The 20,623-nt window shown below is 73.5% G+C and carries 10 protein-coding genes; 3 read left to right on the plus strand and 7 right to left on the minus strand.

Annotated elements, in window-relative coordinates:
- Positions 1-14: 14 nt before the first annotated feature.
- Positions 15-1,496, plus strand: coding sequence for a glutamate synthase subunit beta (locus OG715_RS41065; protein WP_266272086.1), 1,482 nt, complete (start codon positions 15-17; stop codon positions 1,494-1,496).
- Here OG715_RS41065 and OG715_RS41070 read toward each other — a convergent pair.
- Positions 1,486-2,112 (minus strand): hypothetical protein, encoded by a 627-nt coding sequence (locus OG715_RS41070; protein ID WP_266272085.1) that lies wholly within the window; start codon positions 2,110-2,112, stop codon positions 1,486-1,488. The two genes, OG715_RS41065 and OG715_RS41070, sit on opposite strands and share 11 nt — an antisense overlap.
- Positions 2,113-2,565: 453 nt before the next feature.
- Entirely contained in the window at positions 2,566-3,132 is a 567-nt protein-coding gene (locus tag OG715_RS41075) for a TetR/AcrR family transcriptional regulator (protein ID WP_266272084.1), read from the minus strand.
- A gap of 105 nt (positions 3,133-3,237) precedes the next feature.
- Between OG715_RS41075 and OG715_RS41080 the strand changes: the two genes are divergently transcribed.
- Entirely contained in the window at positions 3,238-3,708 is a 471-nt protein-coding gene (locus tag OG715_RS41080) for a nuclear transport factor 2 family protein (RefSeq protein WP_266272082.1), read from the plus strand.
- Positions 3,709-3,726: 18 nt separating this feature from the next.
- Here OG715_RS41080 and OG715_RS41085 read toward each other — a convergent pair whose 3' ends face one another.
- From OG715_RS41085 to OG715_RS41095, 3 genes are all read right to left on the minus strand, one after another.
- Positions 3,727-4,158, minus strand: coding sequence for a hypothetical protein (locus OG715_RS41085; RefSeq protein WP_030397228.1), 432 nt, complete (start codon positions 4,156-4,158; stop codon positions 3,727-3,729).
- Between the two features lie 176 nt (positions 4,159-4,334).
- Positions 4,335-5,075 (minus strand): class I SAM-dependent methyltransferase, encoded by a 741-nt coding sequence (locus OG715_RS41090; protein WP_266272081.1) that lies wholly within the window; start codon positions 5,073-5,075, stop codon positions 4,335-4,337.
- 212 nt (positions 5,076-5,287) lie between these two features.
- Positions 5,288-6,871: an FAD-binding oxidoreductase gene (locus OG715_RS41095; protein ID WP_266272080.1), complete on the minus strand. Its 1,584-nt coding sequence runs from the start codon at positions 6,869-6,871 to the stop codon at positions 5,288-5,290.
- Positions 6,872-6,936: 65 nt separating this feature from the next.
- Between OG715_RS41095 and OG715_RS41100 the strand changes: the two genes are divergently transcribed.
- Complete coding sequence (locus OG715_RS41100) at positions 6,937-7,560, plus strand: TetR/AcrR family transcriptional regulator (protein WP_266272079.1); 624 nt, start codon at positions 6,937-6,939, stop codon at positions 7,558-7,560.
- 104 nt (positions 7,561-7,664) lie between these two features.
- On the opposite strand, the gene OG715_RS41105 is transcribed toward OG715_RS41100, so the two are convergent.
- Entirely contained in the window at positions 7,665-19,592 is an 11,928-nt protein-coding gene (locus tag OG715_RS41105; protein WP_327064188.1) for a DUF7927 domain-containing protein, read from the minus strand.
- A gap of 304 nt (positions 19,593-19,896) precedes the next feature.
- Positions 19,897-20,496, minus strand: coding sequence for a fasciclin domain-containing protein (locus OG715_RS41110; protein WP_266272076.1), 600 nt, complete (start codon positions 20,494-20,496; stop codon positions 19,897-19,899).
- Between the last annotated feature and the right edge of the window lie 127 nt (positions 20,497-20,623).

Here is a 20,623-nt window from a genome sequence, read left to right on the forward strand (position 1 = left end):
TGCCGGAGGCCGCGATGGCAGCAGACCGGATGGCCTTCCTCACCACCCCGCGCGCGGAGCGCGTGCGACGGGACGCGCGGGAGCGGGTCGAGGACTGGCGGGAGGTGTACCGCCCCGGGTCCCTGCTGCCGATCGTCGGCGGGCAGGCCGCCCGCTGCATGGACTGCGGGCTGCCGTTCTGCCACAGCGCCTGCCCGCTCGGCAACCTCGTCCCGGACTGGAACCGGCTGGTCGCCCTGGACGGCTGGCGGGCCGCGGCGGTGCGCCTGCTGGCGACCAACAACTTTCCCGAGTTCACCGGGCGGCTCTGCCCGGCCCCCTGCGAGAGCGCCTGCGTGCTGGCCGTCGACGGCGGGGCGGCCGTCACGATCAAGAACATCGAGCTCGCCCTCGCCGACCGCGCCTGGGCGGAGGGCTGGGACCTCCCGCAGCCGCCCGCCGGCACCACCGGACGGCGGGTGGCCGTGGTCGGCTCGGGCCCGGCGGGCCTCGCCGCCGCCCAGCAGCTCACCCGGGCCGGCCACACCACCACGGTGTACGAGCGGGCCGACCGCCCCGGCGGGCTGCTGCGCTACGGCATCCCGCCGTTCCGGCTGGAGAAGCACCGGCTGGACCGGCGGATCGACCAGATGCGGGCCGAGGGCACCGAGTTCCGCACCGGCCTGTGCGTCGGCCGGGACCTCGCGGCCGACGAGCTGCGGGCCGGGTGCGACGCGCTGGTGGTGGCCGTCGGCGCGGGCCTGCGCCGCGAACTGCCGGTGCCCGGCTGCCGGCTCCCCGGCGTCCACCAGGCGATGGCCTACCTGACCGGCGCGAACCGGGTCGACGAGGGCGGACTCCCGGCCGCGCCGGTGTCCGCCGAGGGCCTCCAGGTGGTGATCGTCGGCGGTGGCGACACCGCGGCGGACTGCCTCGGCACCGCGCTGCGGCAGCGGGCGGCGGCCGTCACCCAGCTCGACATCAACCCGCGCCCGCCCGCGCGCCGGGCCCCCGGGCAGCCCTGGCCGGTCCACCCCAAGGTCCACCGGGAGACCACCTCGCACGAGGAGGCCGGCGCCACCGGGGGCGGGGTCCGGGTGTTCGCCGCCAGCACGGTCGCCTTCGAGTCCGGCCCGGACGGCCGTCTCGCCGCGGTCCGCTTCGCCGACGCGGACGCCGAATCGCCCGACCGAGGGCCCCGGGCGGGCACCGAACGCAGCGTCCCGGCCGAACTGGCCCTGCTCGCGCTGGGCTTCACCGGCCCCGAGCCGGAGCCCTGGCTGAGTGCCGGGCTCGGGCTCACGGTCGGCCCGGACGGCGCCTTCGCCCGCGACGACGGCTTCGCCGCCGGGGCGGCCGGCGTTTTCGTCGCGGGCGACGCGGGCCGCGGCCAGTCGCTGATCGTGTGGGCGATCGCCGAGGGCCGCTCGGCCGCCGCCGCCGTGGACCGCTACCTGCGCGGCAGTACCGAACTCCCGGACCCGATCCGGGCCTCCGCCCGCCGGCTCACCCTGTGAGGCCGGGGGCACCGGCCCCGTTCGATGCCCCCGGGACCCAGGCGGCGCAGAACTGCTGCCCGCCGTCGGAGAACTTGTAGGCGGTGCCGGGCGCGCACGTGTCGGGGGTGGATCCCCGGGGGGTGAGGAGTGGTGAGCGGAGCTTCTTGACGATCTTGTACTGCGGCTTGGAGGGGCCCGTGGCGTCGCACCTGATCTCACGGCCGGAGGGATCGCCGTTGGCGGCGGGTGCCCCCACGATGCAGTCGCCGACGCCGATCATCGGGCCGCCGCCCTGCCCGGGGTCGCCGGGGTGGGGGGCCTTCAGGTTGCGCAGGCAGGCGTACGCCTCCTTCTCGTAGAGCTGGGCAGTGCGGCCGTTCGCCCGCGCCAGGTTCGGGCCGAGGTCGAGCACGAAGTCGGTGTCGTCCTTGCAGGCGGGCCGCTTCACGGCGGGTACGGACGAGCGGGGGAGGGCGGTGCGGGTGCGCGAGACGACCTGGGCGACCGCCGTGAGGCTCTCGCACGGGACGGGGCCGTAGGTGGCCGGGTGGATGTCCGAGACCGCCTCGGACACGACGGAGACGCACTGTCCGGCGGCGAGGTAGTCGTCCGTCAGCTCGGTGGTCGTGGACACCGTGGGTGCGGGCGGTGCCGGGGGCGGTGCCGACGGCAAGGGGGGCGGCACCGTCGTCACCGGTGGAGCGGTCGAGGGCTCGGTCGGTGCCGGGGCGCCGGTCGGGCTCGGCGCGCTGCTCGCCGTGGTGACGGCTGCTGTCGGAGTCGCGCCGCTCTGCGGGGAGCCGTTCGAACTGCACCCCGCGAGCAGCAGCGCACCCGCCAGAAGCGCCGTCGGGGCCGCGAGCGACCTTCTCCGGAGCCGTTTGCCGATCTCTGTACGAATCATCCGAAACACCCCTCCCGCGCCCAGCACGGGCGCCGTGGTGACGGAGCGTACCCATATTCTGACGACACGTCAGGGTGGTTGCGGAAAAGGCTCGAAACCCACTCGGCGGCCGGTCGCGGAGTGGGATCCGTCGTGGCGACGACGCCGTCGACCGGGTGTGTCCTGCCTGGGCCGGGCGCGTCCTCAGGTTCTCGCGCCGGCGCCGGTGAGCAGCAGCCGGGCGGCTTCCCGGGCCTCGGCGGCGGGGTCCGGGGTCCCGGTGAGGGTGGCGAGGGTGATCGCCCCCTCGGCGAGCAGGGCCAGGTGGACCCCGGTGCCGGGCAGGGCGCCGGCGTCCTCGGCGAGCCCGCCGAGGTAGTCGCGCAGCGCCTCCTTGTGCCGGCGCGCGACGGCGGTGACCCCGGGCGCGGTGGCGCCGAGTTCGCCGTAGGAGTTGACGAAGGCGCAGCCCCGGAAGCCGGGCCGGGCGAACCAGTCGCCGAGCCAGTCGAACACGGCGAGCACCCGCTCGGCCGGAGTGCCGGCGACCGCGTCCACGTGGTCGGCGAGCTCGGCGAGCCACCGCCGGTCGCGGCGCTCCAGATACGCCTCGACCAGGTCGTCCTTGGACGGGAAGAGCTGGTAGAGGCGGCGCAGGGTGACGCCGGCGGTGGTGCGGACGGCGTCCATGCCGACCGCCTGGACGCCCTGGGCGTAGAACAGCTCCTCGGCCGCGTCGAGGATCCGGGTACGTGCGGCGTCGGTGTCCATCAGCCGTGTCCTTTACATGAGAACCATGGTTCTCATAGGGTAGCGGACGTAGTGAGAATGACCGTTCTCACTCGACTCCGGCACCGTCCCGAGAAGGAGACCGGCATGTCCGAGCAGCGCCCGCCCCTGCCCCCGTTCACCGAGGAGACCGCCCGTGTGAAGGTCCGGGCCGCCGAGGACGGCTGGAACACCCGCGACCCGCAGCGGGTCTCCCTCGCCTACACCCCGGACAGCCGCTGGCGGAACCGCGCCGAGTTCGTCACCGGGCGCGAGGAGATCGCCGCCTTCCTCACCCGCAAGTGGCAGCGCGAGCACGAGTACCGGCTGATCAAGGAGCTCTGGGCGCACAGCGCCGACCGCATCGCGGTCCGCTTCGCCTACGAGTGGCACGACGACTCCGGCCAGTGGTACCGCTCCTACGGCAACGAGAACTGGGCGTTCGACCAGGACGGCCTGATGGCGCACCGGCACGCGTCGATCAACGATCTGCCCATCACCGAGGCGGAGCGCCTCTTCCACTGGCCGCTCGGCCGCCGCCCCGACGGCCACCCGGGGCTGACCGAACTCGGGCTCTGAGCCCGGCGCTCACGTCGCTCAGGTGATCGAGTAGGACAGCTTGACCCGGTCGAAGCTGTCACTGATCCTCAGCCGGAGGTAGTAGACGAACTCGCTGTCGTTGCCGTCGGGATGGGTGGACAGAGTGCAGGCGTCGGAGAGCGTCGCGGTCAACGGGGTGGCTTCGGGTGATCCGGCCGGTCCGATCCTGCCGACCGTCTGCTGCGTGATGTCGGAGTCCGACAGGTCGCAGCACTGGCGCACGGTAACGCCCACCGTCCCGTTGCCGGGGATTCCGTTCGGGTCGTCCAGTTCGGCCAGCAGTTGAACGTTGATCGTGGTGCCTGCGGAAGCGTGGAACGGGGGCGAGAACAGGGTCGCCGTCGTGGTGGCGGTGAACGACTCGCTGATCGGCAGCGCACGGGAACCGCTGCAGGACTTGTCCGTCCTCAGGTCGAGTTCGTCGGACACGGCTGCGTCCTCTCGTGAGGTCGAGAAAATGCCGAATGTCGAGGAAATACCGATACTTTCAGCATCGCCGCAACGGGCCCGGGCCGCATCTCTGCCGGTCGGGCGCGGGCCCCGGTCCTTCCTCGGACACCTGGCGGCCGAGGAAGGACCGGAACGGGACGCGGCTCGCGCCGGGGTCAGGCGCGGCAGCGCAGCATCGTCAGCGGGGGATTGGCGGCGTAGTCGTCCCAGAACTCCTCGCCGTACTCCCGCACACCGGCCGCCGAGATCTCCAGCGGGACCCAGGTGATCCCGGTGAACCCGGCCGCCCGCAGGCTCCGCTCCCAGACCTCGCGGCCGGGCGGGTTCGCGACGAAGGAGATCGGCGGATCGAGCAGCGCGGTGATCCTCACCCGGGGTCCGAGCGCGGTGTCCTCGCCGAGCGATTCGCAGAGGAAGCCGTACTTGGCCAGCGACGGCCCGTCGAAGCGGTAGTCCGGGTGCTGCCCGAAGGCGAAGAACTCGGCCCCGGCCGCCATGCTCCGGTGGATGTTGCGGCACATCCGCTCGACGGTGGTGACGTCCTCGGCGTAGTTGAACAGCTGGACGGCGACCGCGATGTCGAAGGGCTCCTCGAAGGAGCGCAGTTCGGCGACGTCGCCGAGCTCGTAGCGCACGCCCAGCGGGTCGGCGTCCTCGCGCGCCCGGGCCGCCCCGACCATCGCGGAGGAGATGTCGACGCCGAGGACGCGGGAGGCGCCCCGGCGCTTGAACTCCCGGCTGTAGAAGCCGGTTCCGGAGGCGAGGTCGAGGACCGACCTGCCCTCGACGTCGCCGACCAGGCCGAGGAAGCCCGGCACCTCCCCGTAGCGGGCGAGCGGAAGGGTCTTGAAGCCCTCGAACGCCTCGCCGATCCCGTCGTACAGCTGACCGCTCATCGTGTCGGTCCCCCTCTGTCCCGTCCGTGGCGGCGGCCTCCTGACCGGGCCACCGCCCCTGGCGGGAAGTCTCCCTTCCGCCCGCCGGGCCGGCGAACTGGCGGAAACCCCGAACCTGGTGCGGTCACGGACGGTCCGGTTCTCGTGTTCCTCCCGACCGTAACCGCGCGGAGCTCCGGAACGTCCGCACGTCGACCGCCCGGCGGTCCCGGTCAGTCGAGCAGTACACCGGGATTGAGGATGCCGTGCGGGTCGAGGGCGCCCTTGGCGGCGCGGAGGGCCAGGGCGAACGGCTCCGGACGCTGGCGGTCGTAGCCGGGGCGGTGGTCGCGGCCGACGGCGTGGTGGTGGGTGATCGTCGCGCGGTGGCGGTGCAGGACGTCGGTGGCCGCGGCCTTGATCTCGTCCCAGACGGCGACCTCGTCGCCGGGTCGCCCTGCCACCGCGACGGTGAAGTAGGGCGCGGCGCCGTCCGGGTAGACGTGGGTGAGGCGGCAGTTGACGGTGGCCGGCTGCCCGGTGGCCGCGCGGGCGGCGGCGCCGACCTCGGTGCGGACGGCTTCGATCAGGGCGGGGACCCGGTCCCAGGTGGCGGCGGTCTCGAAGGTCTCCACGACGGCGCCCATCCGGGCCAGCCCGTCGCGGAGGTGGGGCATCCGCAGGAACGCCGAACGCCAGGCACCGACGGCGCCGCCGCCCGAGGTGTCCGCCCCGGTCCTTCCACCGCCGTCGCGGGCCAGTTCGACGGCGGTGGCGAGCCGGCCGTCGACGGGCCCGGTCGCGGACTCGAAACCCAGGACCAGGATGCTCGTTCCGTCCTTCGAGGCGCCGGAGAACAGGGCCTCGCCGGGGTCGAGCAGCCGGCAGTTGGCCGGGGCGAGGTCGCTCTGCGCGACGGCGCGCACGGCGTCCAGCGCGCGCCGGAAGTCGGTGAAGGCCAGTGCGGCGGAGGCCTTGTGACGGGGGCGTTCCTGCACCCGCATCCAGGCCTCGGTGATGACGCCGAGGGCGCCCTCGGAGCCGAGGAAGAGCCGGTCGGGCGAGGGTCCGGCCCCGGATGCCGGCAGTCGCCAGGAGGCGCTGGTCCCGGCGGGGGTGACCACGCGCAGCGACTGTGCGAAGTCGTCGATGCGGGTGCGCCCGGTGGCGTAGTGGCCGCCGGCGCGGGTGGCCAGCCAGCCGCCGAGGGTGGAGAACTCGAAGCTCTGCGGGAAGTGGCGTAGGGTCAGGCCGTGGGGCCGCAACTGGTCCTCCAGTACCGGACCGAGGGCCCCGGCCTGGACGAGGGCGGAGCGGCCGACGGGGTCGACCTCCAGGACGCGGTCCATCGAGGTCAGGTCGAGCGACAGCACGGCGCGGTGGGCGTCGCCCCGGTACTCCACCCCGCCGACCACCGAGGACCCGCCGCCGAACGGAACGACGGCCACCCCGCGCGCACCGGCCCAGTCGAGCAGGTCGGCCACCTCCCGGTCGCCGGTCGGGCGGGCGACCAGGTCCGGGATCCGGCCCGGGCGGCCGCGCAGGGCGCGGGCGATGTCGCGGTAGGCCTTGCCCATGGCGTGGGCGGCGCGGTCGCCGGGATCGTCGCTGACGAGGCGGGCCAGGGAGGGCGGGGGTGTCACGGCGGGCCGGCCGACGGCGAGGTCGGCGACCCGGGGGACAGGCAGCGGGCGGGCCAGGGTCCCCGGCAGCAGGGCGCCCAGTGCGAGGCACTCGGCGTCGTCGGGCTGGGTGTCCTGATAGCCCCAGCCCCACCAGGACCGGAGGCGGGAGGCGTTCTCGGCGGCAGGCGTCATGAGGCAGCTCCGGGGGTCCGATGAACTTACCAGTTAGTAAATTACCCTAAGGTAAGATCAGTTCTATGACAATGCTTCCCACCAGGGCCGGCACCAAGGGCATGCCCAGGGCCGAGCGCGAACGACAGGTTCTCGCCGCGGCCACGGAGGAGTTCGGCCGACGCGGCTACGAGGCCACCACCATGGCCACCGTCGCCGCCCGGGTGGGCGTCACCAAGCCCCTGCTGCACCAGTACTTCGGCAGCAAGCAGGACCTCTTCCTCGGCTGCCTCGAACCCGTCGGCGACCGCCTGCTGAAGGCCGTCCGGACCGCCATGGCCGACCACGACAACGGCGCGCCCCCGACCCCCCTGCGCGTACTGCGCGCCCTCTTCGACGCCCTCGACGGACAGCGCGAGGCCTGGTTCGTCCTCTACGACCCCTCGCTGCCGCCCGGCAGCGAGGCCGCCCACCGCGCCGCCCACTACCGCGACGCCATCGACGAACTCGCCGCCAGCGGCACCGCCGACCTCCTGCGCAGCACCGGATCCGACGACCCCCTCGACGCGGACGCCCTCAAGTACGCCTGGCGCGGCCTGTGCACCACGCTCGTCCGCTGGTGGATCGAGCACCCCGACCAGACCCCCGGGGCCATGGCGGCACGCTGCGCCCGGATCTTCGCCACGGCCCGGGCCGTCGACCCGGGCTGAGGGCCCGGCGCGCGGCGGCGTCGCGCCCGACCGCCGGGTCGCGCCGCCGCGAACGACCGCCGGGCGGCCGGCAGAGCCGACCGCCCGGCGATGTTCGGCGGACGTCAGCGGCGGGAGCGCCGCGCCGCCACCAGCAGGCCGCCGAGGGCGAGGAACAGCACGGTGAGCAGCAGCGCCGGCTTCGGGCTGCCGCTGCCGGTGGGCGGCAGCGGAGGCCGGGTGGTCGGGCTGGGACTTGGGCTCGGCAGCTTGCGGACCGTGGTGGTGGTCGAGCAGTTGCCGCTCGGGCTCACCGCCGCCGCCCGCCGCGCCCCGACCTCGCCGCCATTGACGGTCCCGCTACCGGTGCAGTTGGACCCGTCGGCGGAGAGCCGGTTGACGAGCGTCGTGCCACCCGCCCCGGGCTTCACGGTGACGGTGTAGCTGAGCGTCGCCGTCGCTCCGGGCCGGAGGTCCAGCGTCCACGTCAGCCGGGGCGCCGCGTAGGACGTCCGCCCGGTGTCGGCGCGGGCGTCGAGACCGTAGACCGCTCCGTCCAGGACCCCGGAGAGGTCGTCGGTGACGACGGCGCCGAAGTACGTGCCACTGGCCCGATTGGTGGCGGTGACGGTGTACGTGACCCGGTCACCGGCCTTCGGGTCCGCCGGCGTCGCGTGCTTGGTGAGCAGCAGGTCGTGCCGCACGGTGATCGGCACGGTCGGGCTGGCCACCGTCGTGTGCTCGGTCGCGTCCGGGTCCGGCCCGCCGGTCACCACCACCGTGTTGAGCGGGACGGCCGTGGCATCCGCGTCCAGCGTGCCGGTGAGCGTCCAGCCCGCCGTTCCGCCGACCGGGATCTCCACGGCCGGGCAGATGGCGGTCCCGTCCGCGATCGGGCAGGCGGTACCGTCGTCGCCCGTCATCGAGGCGCCGTTCACCCCTGCGGGCACCCGGTCCGTGACCACGACGTTCCGCGCCCGCGAAGGCCCGTGGTTGGTCACCGTCACCCGCCACTGGATCCGCTGCCCGGCGACGACCGGGTCCGTCAGCAGGACCTTGGCGACGCTCAGCCGCGCCTGCGCCGAGGGCGACTCCGAGGGCGAGGCGACGGCCGTGTGCGTCGGCGTGGCCGGGTCGGGGCCGCCCGTGACGGCCGCCGTGTTGGTCGGTGTGACGGTCGCGCCCGGGTCGAGCGTCCCCTTCACCGTCCAGGCGAGCGTCCGGCCGACCGGGATCTCGACGGCCGGGCAGGTGGCGGTCCCGTCCGCGATCGGGCAGACGGTGCCGTCCTGCGCCGTCACCGAGGCGTCCAGCACCCCGGCCGGGATCCGGTCCGTGATGACGACACCCCGGGCCAGGGAGGGCCCGTCGTTCGTCACGGTCACCCGCCACTCGACCGGGGCACCCGGCACGACCGGGTTGGTCACCAGCACCTTGGCGACGGTCAGGTGCGCCTGGAGCACCGGCTGGACGGACGGGCTGGCGACGGCGGTGTGTGTGGGCGTGGCCGGGTCGGGCCCGCCGGTGACGGTGACGGTGTTGGTCGGCGTGACGGTGGCCGCGGCGTCCAGTGTGCCGGTCAGGGTCCAGGTCCGGGTTTCCCCGACCGGGATCCCGACGGCCGGGCAGGTCGCCGTCCCGCCGGTGATCGGGCAGGCGGTGCCGTCGTCCGCCGCCATCGAGGCGCCGTTCACCCCTGCGGGCACCCGGTCCGCGACCACCACGTCACGGGCCACGGACGGGCCCCGGTTGGTCACCGAGACCTGCCACTGGATCCGCTGCCCGGGCACGACCGGATCGGTCAGCAGCGCCTTGGAGACCGAGAGGCGGGCCTCCTGCACCGGTGTTCCCGACGGGCTGGCGACGGCGGTGTGCGTGGGCGTGGCCGGGTCGGGCCCGCCGGTGACGGTCACGGTGTTGGTCGGCGTGACGGTGGAGCCGGCGTGGAGCGTGCCGGTCAGGGTCCAGGTCCGCGTCTCTCCGGCCGCGAGCTCGACGGCGGGGCAGGTGGCGGTGCCGTCCGTGATCGGGCAGGCGGTGCCGTCGTCCGCCGTCATCGAGGCGCCGTCGACCCCTGCGGGCACCGGGTCGGTGACCACGACGTTCCGTGCCCGCGAGGGCCCGTCGTTGGTGACGGTGACCCGCCACTGGATCTGCTGCCCCGGCACCACCGGGTCCGTGACCAGGACCTTCGCGACGACGAGGTTGGCCTGCGGCTCGGGACTACCGGTCGGTGAGGCCACCGCCGTGTGGGTCGGCGTGGCCGGGTCGGGTCCGCCGGCGACCACCACAGTGTTGGCCGGCGTGACCGTGGCGTCCTGCGCCAGCGTGCCGCTCAGCGAGTACGAGGCCGTCTCCCCGACCTCCAGGTCGATCGCCGGGCACGTGGCGGTCCCGTCCGCGATCGGGCAGGCGGTGCCGTCCTCGTCCGACGCCATCGAGGCCCCCGACACCCCGTCCGGGACCCGGTCGCTGACGACGACGTTCCGGGCCCGCGACGGACCGTTGTTGACCACGGTCACCCGCCACTGGATCTGCTGTCCCGGTACCACCGGATCGGTCACCAGCACCTTGGAGACCGTCAGCTTCGCCTGCGGTTCGGGGCTTGCGGTCGGTGAGGCGACGGCGGTGTGGGTCGGCGTGGCCGGGTCGGGTCCGCCGGTGACCACCACCGTGTTGGTCGGCGTGACCGTGGCGTCCTGCGCCAGCGTCCCGCTCAGCGTGTAGGTGACGGTCCCACCGACCGGGATCTCGACCGGCGCGCAGACGGCCGTGCCGCCCGTGACCGGACACGCCGCCCGTGTCGCGTCCGGCGAGAGCGAGGCGCCGACCACACCCTCCGGGATCCGGTCGCTCACCATGACATCGCGGGCTACGCTCGGCCCGTTGTTGGTCACGCTGATCCGCCAGGCGATCGTCTCGCCGGGCACGACCGGGTCGGTGAGCAGCGCCTTCGACACGGTGAGACTCGCCCGGGGCTCGACCGTCTCGCTGGCCTGCGCGGTCGCCGTGTGGGCGGTCGCCGTCGGATCGGGTCCGCCGGTGACGACGGCCACGTTGACCGGGGTGCTGGTCGCCGCCGGGTCGAGCGTCCCGGTGACGGTGTAGGAGACGCTGCCGTCGGCCGGGATCTCCACGGCCGGGCAGGTCGCCGTCCCGCCGGTGATCGGGCAGTTGGTCCCGTCGGCGTCCGAGGTCATGGCCGCGCCGTTGACCTGCGCCGGGACGGCGTCGGTGACGACCACGTTCCGGGCCCGCGAGGGTCCGTGGTTGGTGACCGTGACCCGCCATTGGATCTGCTGCCCGGGGACGACCGGGTTGGTCACCAGCGACTTGGCGATGCTCAGGTTCGCCTGCGGTGTGGGCACGGCGGTCGGCGAGGCCACCGCGGTGTGTGTGGGTGTGGCCGGGTCGGGCCCGCCGGTGACCACCACCGTGTTGGCCGGCGTGACGGTCGCGTCCGGGGCGAGCGTCGCGGTCAGCGTGTACGAGGCGGTCTGTCCGACCTCCAGCTCGATCGCCGGGCAGGTCGCGAGACCGTTGCTGATCGGGCAGGCGGACGCGTCGGCGTCCGACTGGAGGACTGCGTCGGAGACCCCGTTCGGGATCCGATCGGTGATCACGACGTTGCGCGCCTTGGACGGACCGTTGTTGGTCACCGTCACCCGCCACTGGACGACCTCACCCGGAACGACCGGGTCGGTCAGCAGCGATTTGGCGACGGTCAGGCTCGCCCGCGGTTCGGGGCTTGCGGTCGGCGAGGCGACGGCGGTGTGTGTGGGTGTGGCGGGGTCGGGGCCGCCGGTGACTGTGGCGGTGTTGGTCGGTGTGACGGTGGCGTCCTGCATCAGAGTGCCGCTCAGCGTATAGGAGACCGTCTGACCGACCTCCAGCTCGACCGCCGGGCACACCGCCGTCCCGTCCGCGATCGCACAGACACTCCCGTCGCCGGCCGTCATGCTCGGCCCGCCGACCCCGTCCGGCACCCGGTCGGTGACGACGACGTCGCGGGCGCGGGAGGGGCCGTTGTTGGTGACGGTGACGCGCCACTGGATCTGCTGGCCGGGGACGACGGGGTTGGTGAGCAGTGTCTTGGAGACGGTCAGGTTGGCCTGCGGTGCAGGCGTGTTGGTGGGGGAGGCCACTGCGGTGTGGGTGGGTGTGGCGGGGTCGGGACCGCCGGTGACCGTGGCGGTGTTCGTCGGTGTGACCGTGGCGTCTTGCGCCAGCGTGCCGGTGAGGGTCCAGGTCAGGGTCTGCCCGACGGGGATCTCGACCGCCGGGCAGGTCGCCGTACGGCCGTTGATCGGGCAGGGCGTGTTGTCGGCGTCAGCCTTCATGCTGGCGCCGGTCACACCGGCCGGAACGGTGTCGGTGACGACGACGTCGCGGGCCCGGGAGGGTCCGTTGTTGGTGACGCTGACCCGCCACTGGATCTGCTGCCCGGGGACCACCGGGTTGGTCAGCAGCGCCTTCGACACGGTCAGGTTCGCCTGTGTCGAGGGTGTGTTGGTGGGGCTGGCGACGGCGGTGTGGGTCGGGGTGGCGGGGTCGGGGCCGCCGGTGACGGTTGTGGTGTTGGTGGGCGTGACGGTTGCGTTGGCGTCGAGTGTGCCGGTGAGGGTCCAGGTGAGGGTCTGCCCGGCGGGGATCTCGACGGCGGGGCAGGTCGCGGTGCCGTTGTTGATCGGGCAGTTGGTTCCGTCGGCGGCGGTCATGGCCGGGTTGTTGACTCCGGCTGGAACGGTGTCGGTGACGACGACGTCGCGGGCGCGGGAGGGGCCGTTGTTGGTGACGCTTACCTGCCACTGGATCTGCTGCCCGGGGACGACGGGGTTGGTCAGCAGGACTTTCGACGCGGTGAGATTGGCCTGCGCCGAGGGCGAGTTGCTGGGGCTGGCGACGGCGGTGTGTGTGGGTGTGGCGGGGTCGGGGCCGCCGGTGACGGTTGCGGTGTTGGTGGGCGTGGTGGTCGCGTTGGCGTCGAGTGTGCCGGTGAGCGTCCACGTCATCGAGGCGCCGGCCGGGATCTCGACCGCCGGACACGTCGCCGTTCCAGCGTTGATCGGGCAGGGCGTGTTGTCTGCGTCCGCCTTCATGCTGGCGCCGGTCACGCCCGCCGGAACGGTGTCGGTGACGACGACGTCGCGGGCGCGGGAGGGTCCGTTGTTGGTGACGCTTACCTGCCACTGGATCTGCTGCCCGGGGACGACGGGGTTGGTCAGCAGGACTTTCGACGCGGTGAGATTGGCCTGCGCCGAGGGCGAGTTGCTGGGGCTGGCGACGGCGGTGTGTGTGGGTGTGGCGGGGTCGGGGCCGCCGGTGACGGTTGCGGTGTTGGTGGGCGTGGTGGTCGCGTTGGCGTCGAGTGTGCCGGTGAGCGTCCACGTCATCGAGGCGCCGGCCGGGATCTCGACCGCCGGACACGTCGCCGTTCCGCCGTTGATCGGGCAGGGCGTGTTGTCTGCGTCCGCCTTCATGCTGGCGCCGGTCACGCCCGCCGGAACGGTGTCGGTGACGACGACGTCGCGGGCGCGGGAGGGTCCGTTGTTGGTGACGCTTACCTGCCACTGGATCTGCTGCCCGGGGACGACGGGGTTGGTCAGCAGGACTTTCGACGCGGTGAGATTGGCCTGCGCCGAGGGCGAGTTGCTGGGGCTGGCGACGGCGGTGTGTGTGGGTGTGGCGGGGTCGGGGCCGCCGGTGACGGTTGCGGTGTTGGTGGGCGTGGTGGTCGCGTTGGCGTCGAGTGTGCCGGTGAGCGTCCACGTCATCGAGGCGCCGGCCGGGATCTCGACCGCCGGACACGTCGCCGTTCCGCCGTTGATCGGGCAGGGCGTGTTGTCTGCGTCCGCCTTCATGCTGGCGCCGGTCACGCCCGCCGGAACGGTGTCGGTGACGACGACGTCGCGGGCGCGGGAGGGTCCGTTGTTGGTGACGCTTACCTGCCACTGGATCTGCTGCCCGGGGACGACGGGGTTGGTCAGCAGGACTTTCGACGCGGTGAGATTGGCCTGCGCCGAGGGCGAGTTGCTGGGGCTGGCGACGGCGGTGTGTGTGGGTGTGGCGGGGTCGGGGCCGCCGGTGACGGTTGCGGTGTTGGTGGGCGTGGTGGTCGCGTTGGCGTCGAGTGTGCCGGTGAGCGTCCACGTCATCGAGGCGCCGGCCGGGATCTCCACGGCCGGACACGTCGCCGTTCCGCCGTTGATCGGGCAGGGCGTGTTGTCTGCGTCCGCCTTCATGCTGGCGCCGGTCACGCCCGCCGGAACGGTGTCGGTGACGACGACATCCCGTGCCCGGGAGGGTCCGTTGTTGGTGACGCTCACCTGCCATTGGATCTGCTGGCCGGGGACGACCGGGTTGGTCAGCAGGATCTTCGAAGCGGTGAGGTTGGCCTGCGTCGAGGGTGTGTTGGTGGGCGTGGCGACGGCGGTGTGGGTCGGGGTCGCGGGATCCGGTCCGCCGGTCACCGTCGCGGTGTTGGCCGGAGTCGCCGTCGCGTTCGCATCGAGTGTGCCGGCGAGCGTCCACGTCAGCGTTTGGCCGACGGGGATCTCGACTGCCGGACACGTCGCGAGAGCGTTGGCGATCGGGCAGTTGGCTCCGCCGACGTCCGCCTTCATCGAGGCGTTGCCGACCCCGGCCGGTACCTGGTCGGTGACCACGACGTCCCGCGCCCGGGAGGGTCCGTTGTTGGTGACGCTCACCTGCCACTGGATCTGCTGGCCCGGCACGACGGGGTTGGTGAGCAGCACTTTCGACACCGTCAGATTGGCCTGTGACGTCGGAGAGTTGGTCGGCGATGCGATGGCGGTGTGCGTGGGTGTGGCGGGGTCAGGGCCGCCCGTGACCGTCGCGGTGTTGGTCGGCGTCACCGTGGCGTCCTGGGCCAGGGTTCCGGTGAGCGTCCAGCTCAGTGTCTGTCCGACCGGGATCTCGACCGCCGGGCAGGTCGCCGTTCCGCCGTTGATCGGGCAGGGCGTGTTGTCTGCGTCCGCCTTCATGCTGGCGCCGGTCACACCCGCCGGCACCTCGTCGGTGACGACGACGTCCCGGGCGCGCGAGGGGCCGTTGTTCGTCACGCTGACGCGCCACTGGATCTGCTGGCCCGGCACAACGGGGTTGGTGAGCAGCACCTTCGATGCGGTGAGGTTCGCCTGTGTCGAGGGCGTGTTGGTCGGCGGGGCGACGGCGGTGTGCGTCGGGGTCGCGGGGTCGGGGCCGCCGGTGACGGTCGCGGTGTTGGTGGGCGTGACGGTTGCGTTGGCGTCGAGCGTGCCGGTGAGCGTCCAGGTGAGCGTCTGACCGGCCGGGATCTCGACCGCCGGACAGGTCGCCGTACCGCTACTGATGGGGCAGGGAGTGCCGTCGGCTGCCGTCATCGAGGCGTTGCCGACCCCGGCCGGCACCCGGTCGGTGACGACCACGTTCCGGGCGCGGGAGGGTCCGTTGTTGGTGACGCTGACGCGCCACTGGATCTGCTGTCCGGGGACGACGGGGTTGGTGAGCAGGACCTTCGAAACGGTCAGATTTGCCTGCGGCGAGGGCGAGTTGCTGGGGCTGGCGACGGCGGTGTGCGTCGGGGTCGCGGGATCGGGGCCGCCGGTGACGGTCGCGGTGTTGGTCGGTGTGACCGTGGCGTCCTGGGCCAGCGTGCCGCTGAGCGTCCAGCTGAGCGACGAGCCGGCCGGGATCTCGACTGCCGGGCAGGTGGCGACCCCGGCGCTGATCGGGCAGTTGGCCCCGCCGGTGTCGGCGGTCATCGTCGCGCCGGTGACGCCCGCCGGCACCTGGTCCCGCACGATCACGTCGCGGGCCCGCGACGGACCGTTGTTGGTCACGGTGACGCGCCACTGGATCTGCTGGCCGGGCACGACCGGGTCGGTGAGCAGGACCTTCGACGCGGTCAGATTGGCCTGCGTCGACGGCGAGCCCGAGGGTGATGCCACGGCCGTGTGCGTCGGCGTCGCGGGGTCCGGGCCGCCGGTGACCGTGACCGTGTTCGCCGGTGTGGTGGTCGCGTTGGGGTCGAGGGTCCCGCTGAGCGTCCAGGTCTGCGAGGAGCCGGCCGGGATCTCGACGGCCGGGCAGGTGGCGACGCCGCTGCTGATCGGGCAGTTGGCCCCGCCGGTGTCGGCGGTCATCGTCGCGCCGGTGACGCCCGCCGGCACCTGGTCCCGCACGATCACGTCGCGGGCCCGCGACGGACCGTTGTTGGTCACGGTGACCCGCCACTGGATCTGCTGTCCGGGGACGACCGGGTTGGTCAGCAGCACCTTGGAGACCGTCAGGTTGGCCTGCGGCGAGGGCGAGTTGGTCGGCGAAGCGACCGCCGTCCGGGTGGAGGCCGACGGGTCCGGGCCGCCGGTGACCGTCACCGAGTTCACGGGCGTCGAGGTCGCGTCGGAGGCGAGTGTGCCGGTGAGCGTCCAGGTCTGCGAGGAGCCGGCCGGGATCTCGGTCGCGGGGCACGTCGCGACGCCGCCGCTGATCGGGCAGCCGGTCCCGTCCGAGGCTGTCATCACGGGGTTGTTCACCCCGGCCGGGACGGTGTCGGTGACGACCACGTTCCGGGCGCGCGAGGGTCCGTTGTTGGTGACGGTGACGCGCCACTGGATCTGGCGGCCGGGGACCACCGGCTCGGTGAGCAGGACCTTGGTGACGGTGAGGTTGGCCTGCGTCGACGGTGAGCCCGAGGACGAGGCCACGGCGGTGTGGGTGGACGCGGTCGGGTCCGGGCCGCCCGTGACCGTCACCGTGTTCGTCGGAGTCGCCGTCGCGTTCGGGTCCAGCGTGCCGGTGAGGGTCCAGTTCAGCGCCTGCCCGGCCGGGATCTCGACTCCCGGGCAGGTCGCGACGCCGCCACTGATCGGGCAGGTGGTGCCGTCCGGCGCCGTCATCACGGGGTTGTTCACCCCGGCCGGGACGGTGTCGGTGACGACCACGTTCCGGGCCCGCGACGGACCGGAGTTGAGGACGTCGACCCGCCACTCGATCCGCTGCCCGGGCACCACCGGGTTCGTCACCAGGGACTTGCTGACCTTGAGGTTGGCCTGCGGCGACGGCGAGCCCGAAGGTGATGCCACAGCCGTGTGGGTGGACGCCGCCGGGTCGGGGCCGCCGGTGACCGTGACCGTGTTCGTCGGCGTGGTGGTCGCGTTGGCGTCCAGGGTCCCGGCGAGGGTCCAGCTGAGCGAGGAGCCGGCCGGGATCTCGACCGCCGGACACGTCGCGACCCCGCCGCTGATCGGGCAGTTGGCCCCGCCCGTGTCGGCGGTCATCGTCGCGCCGCTGACGCCGGACGGCACCTGGTCGGTCACGACCACGTTCCGCGCCCGGGACGGCCCGTTGTTGGTCACCGTGACCCGCCACTGGACCGGCTGCCCGGGCACGACCGGGCTGGTGAGCAGCGACTTGGAGACGGTGAGGTTGGACTGCGGCGAGGGGCTCGCGGTCGGCGAGGCGACCGCGGTGCGGGCCGTGGCCCCCGGGTCGGGGCCACCGGTGACCACCGCCGTGTTGGTGGGTGTCACGGTGGCGTTCGGGTCCAGGGTCCCGGTGAGGGTCCAGGTCTGCGAGGAGGCTGCCGCGATCTCGACCGCCGGGCAGGTGGCGGTGCCGCCGCTGATCGGGCAGTCGGCCCCGTCGACACCCTGGCGCATCGTCGCGCCGGTGACGCCCGCCGGCACCTGGTCGGTCACGACCACGTTCCGGGCCCGGGACGGGCCGTTGTTGGTCACCGTGACCCGCCACTGGATCTGCGCGCCGGGCACGACCGGGTTGGTCAGCAGCGTCTTCGAGATCGTGAGGTTGGCCTGCGGCGAGGGGCTCGCGGTCGGCGAGGCGACCGCGGTGCGGGTGGAGGCCGACGGGTCGGGGCCGCCGGTCACCAGTGCCGTGTTGGTCGGCGTCGCGGTCGCGTTGGGGTCCAGCGTGCCGGTGAGGGTCCAGCTGGCGGTGCCGTTCACCGGGATCTCGACGGCGGGGCAGGTGGCGGTGCCGCCGCTGATCGGGCAGGCGGCGGCGTCCTGGTCGTTGGCCATGCTGGCCGCGGTCACGCCGGCCGGGACCTGGTCCGTCACCACGACGTTGCGGGCCCGGGACGGGCCGTTGTTGGTGACCTTGACCTGCCACTTGATCTGCTGCCCGGGTACCACGGGGCTGGTCAGCAGGGTCTTCGACACGACCAGGTTGGCCTGGTTGCCGGGCGGGACGGGGTTGGCGGTGCTGGTGCAGCTGGGGGAGCAGTTCGGGTCGGTGGCGCCGCCCGGCGGGGTGACGGTGGCCCGGTTGTCGAGGGAGCCGGTGGCGTCGGCCGGGACGGTGCCGGTGAGGCGGTAGGTGACCTGGCTGCCCGCCGGGAGGTCGACGGTGGTGTTGATGTCGCCGGTGCCGGAGGCCGGGCTGCCGCAGCTGGCGCCCCCGGCGGCGGTGCAGGTCCAGGAGAAGTTCCGGATCGTGGTGGGCAGGGTGTCCTTGACCGAGGTGCCGATGGCGTCGGAGGGGCCGTCGTTCTTGACCACGATGGTGTAGGTGAGCGGCTGGCCGGGCACGTACGGGTTCTTGTCGGGGGTCTTGGTCACCGACAGGCCGGTCGTGGCGCGCCCGGGGGTGTCGACGGTGCTGGAGCAGGTCGGCCCGCAGTTGGGGTCGGTGCTGGCGGCCGGGCGGGTCACGGTCGCGGTGTTCGACAGGGTGCCCGTGGTGGCCGACGGGACGATGCCCGTCACGGTGTACGTCACGGAGCTGTTGGCCGCGATGCTGGCCGTCGTGTCCAGGTTGCCGGTGCCGCTCGCGGCGCCGCAACTGCTGCCGGTGCCACCGGACGCGCAGGTCCAGGTGAACCCGGACAGCGCGGACGGCAGCGCGTCACGGACGGCCGCGTTGACGGCCGGTGCGGGTCCGGCGTTGCTCACCACGAAGGTGTAGGTGAGCCGCTGCCCCGGGACGTACGTGGTGGGGGAGGCGGTCTTCTTGACGGACAGGCCGACCTGGGTGACCCACTCGAGGACGATCTCGCCGTTGCCGCCGTCGGTGTAGCCGCCGCCGTCGCCGATTCCGCTGCCGCTGGTGTACTGGGCGTCGCTGCGGCCGCCCGAGGTGCCGCCGACGCCGTTGCCGCTGCTGTTGGTGCCGTTGGCGGTCTGCGTGTTGGTGACGCCGGTGCCGCGGTTGTAACCGGAGCCGCCGCCGCCCATGCCGTTGGCTTCGAGTGTTCCGCCGCGCTGGCAGGCGCCGCCGCCACCGCCGTAGTAGCCGCCGCCACCGCCGCCGCCGCCCTCGTTCTGCGGACTGGGGGCGCCGCGGCCGCCCTGGTACTGGGCTCCGGCGGTGGCGGCCGCGCACGTCGTCTGGGTGGCGGCGGCGCCGCCGGCGCTCTGGGTGCCGCCCCGTCCGGAGGCGGCGGGCTGGTTGTCCTGGCCGCCGTTGCTGCCACCGCCGCCGCCCGCCGCCGGGGTGGTGGCGTCGGCGCCGGGGGAGGAGCCGCCGCCACCACCGGCCACGACCAGCGGGTTGGTGCCGGAGGCGCCGTTCCACACGGCGCTCATGCCGCCGCCGCTGCCACCGGTCGCGTTGGACCCGTTGGCGGCCGTGTAGCCCTGACCGCCGGCGCCGCCGCCGCCGTACGAGGAGGTGGTGCTGTTCAGCCGGCCGCCCTGGCCGACGGTGAGGGTCAGTGCCTGACCGGGCGTCACCGCCAGGGTTCCGGTGGTGTAGCCGCCACCGCCGCCGCCGTACTGGCCGGTGTAGTAGGCGCGCGGGGAGCCCGCGCCGCCGGCGCCGAACACCCGGGCGTAGACGGCGGTCACGCCGGCCGGCACGGTGAAGGTCTGGTCGCCGCCGCTGTAGGTGACGCGGGCGCAGTTGGTGAAGCTGCCGGTCGGTGTGCAGGCGGTCAGGGCCCGCTGCTCCCGGGGCAGGCCCTGCGGGCCGTAGGCGGGAGGGGCGGCGGCGAGCGCCAGTCCGCCCTGGGGGACCAGGCACAGGAGCGCGAGCGCACCGCGCATCGCCGTCCGGAACCGACCGCCGAGCAACGACCTCACCGGGGCCATCCGGCGTCTCCTCTCGCGACCGTGCACGCACGGGCACAGCTGGGCGGACAAACACGACAAATCAGGCGAATATCCGCAGATGGGATCAGAGATTGCCGAGAAGGAGCGCTCATTGGGACGACCTGATGACGTGTCAGTCGTCTTTTCTGCCGGAATCCGCGCTTTCGGCCCATCCCGGTCACCGTTCGGCGCAACCGGGTGGAGTGGCCCGGGCGGAGCGGCCCAGGGTGGACGGGCCCCGGGCGGAGCGGCCCCGGCACGGGGCGGGGCCGCCGTGCCGGGGCCGGTGCCCGCGCGCGGAGCGTCAGCCGAAGGCCGGCACGGTGTCCAGGATCGCGAGCCTCGCGTTGGCCGTCCTGATGCTGCCGCACAGCACCTGCGCGCCGCCGACGCGGTAGTCCTCGCCGCTGCCGGTGGCCTTGATCGCGGCGCCCTGGAGCGAGGTGTACTGCTTGTCCTGGAGGTCGTCCTTGCGCAGGTCGCGGACGACGATGAGCTTGCGGACCAGGTCGCCGGCGCCCTGCTGGGTGGCGAGGGCCTTCTTCTGGTCCTCGCTCAGCTTGGCGAAGGCCGCGTCGTTCGGGGCGAAGACGGTGACGTTCTCCATCGAGTCGAAGATGTCCTTCGCCTTGGCCGTCTTGACCAGGGCGGACAGCTGGGAGAGGTCCTTGGTCTGGTCGATCGCACCCAGCGCCGGCAGACGGCCCATCGCGTCGAGGCTGCCGGCGCCGTCGCCCGGCATCGCCGCGCAGGCCTGGCCGAAGGCCTTCTCGGGCGGCGGGGGCGCGACGGCCACCGGGCCGGGCCCGCCGGTCCCGGCGTCGACGCCGCCGCAACCGGCGAGCGGGGCGACGGCGAGCGCCAGGGCCGTGAGGAGGGCGGGGCGGTGGGTGCGGCGGCTCATACGGGGATCCTCCAGGGGGAACCGGTCGAATCGTGCCGGATACGCCCCAGATGGTGACACCGCGCCGAGTCGCCGCCCGGGAGATCGGGCCCGCACCGCACCGCCCGTCACCCGTGCGGAGCCGTCC

Origin of the sequence: Kitasatospora purpeofusca (assembly GCF_036010405.1) — a bacterium.
In the GTDB taxonomy this organism is placed as follows: Bacteria; Actinomycetota; Actinomycetes; order Streptomycetales; family Streptomycetaceae; genus Kitasatospora; species Kitasatospora purpeofusca.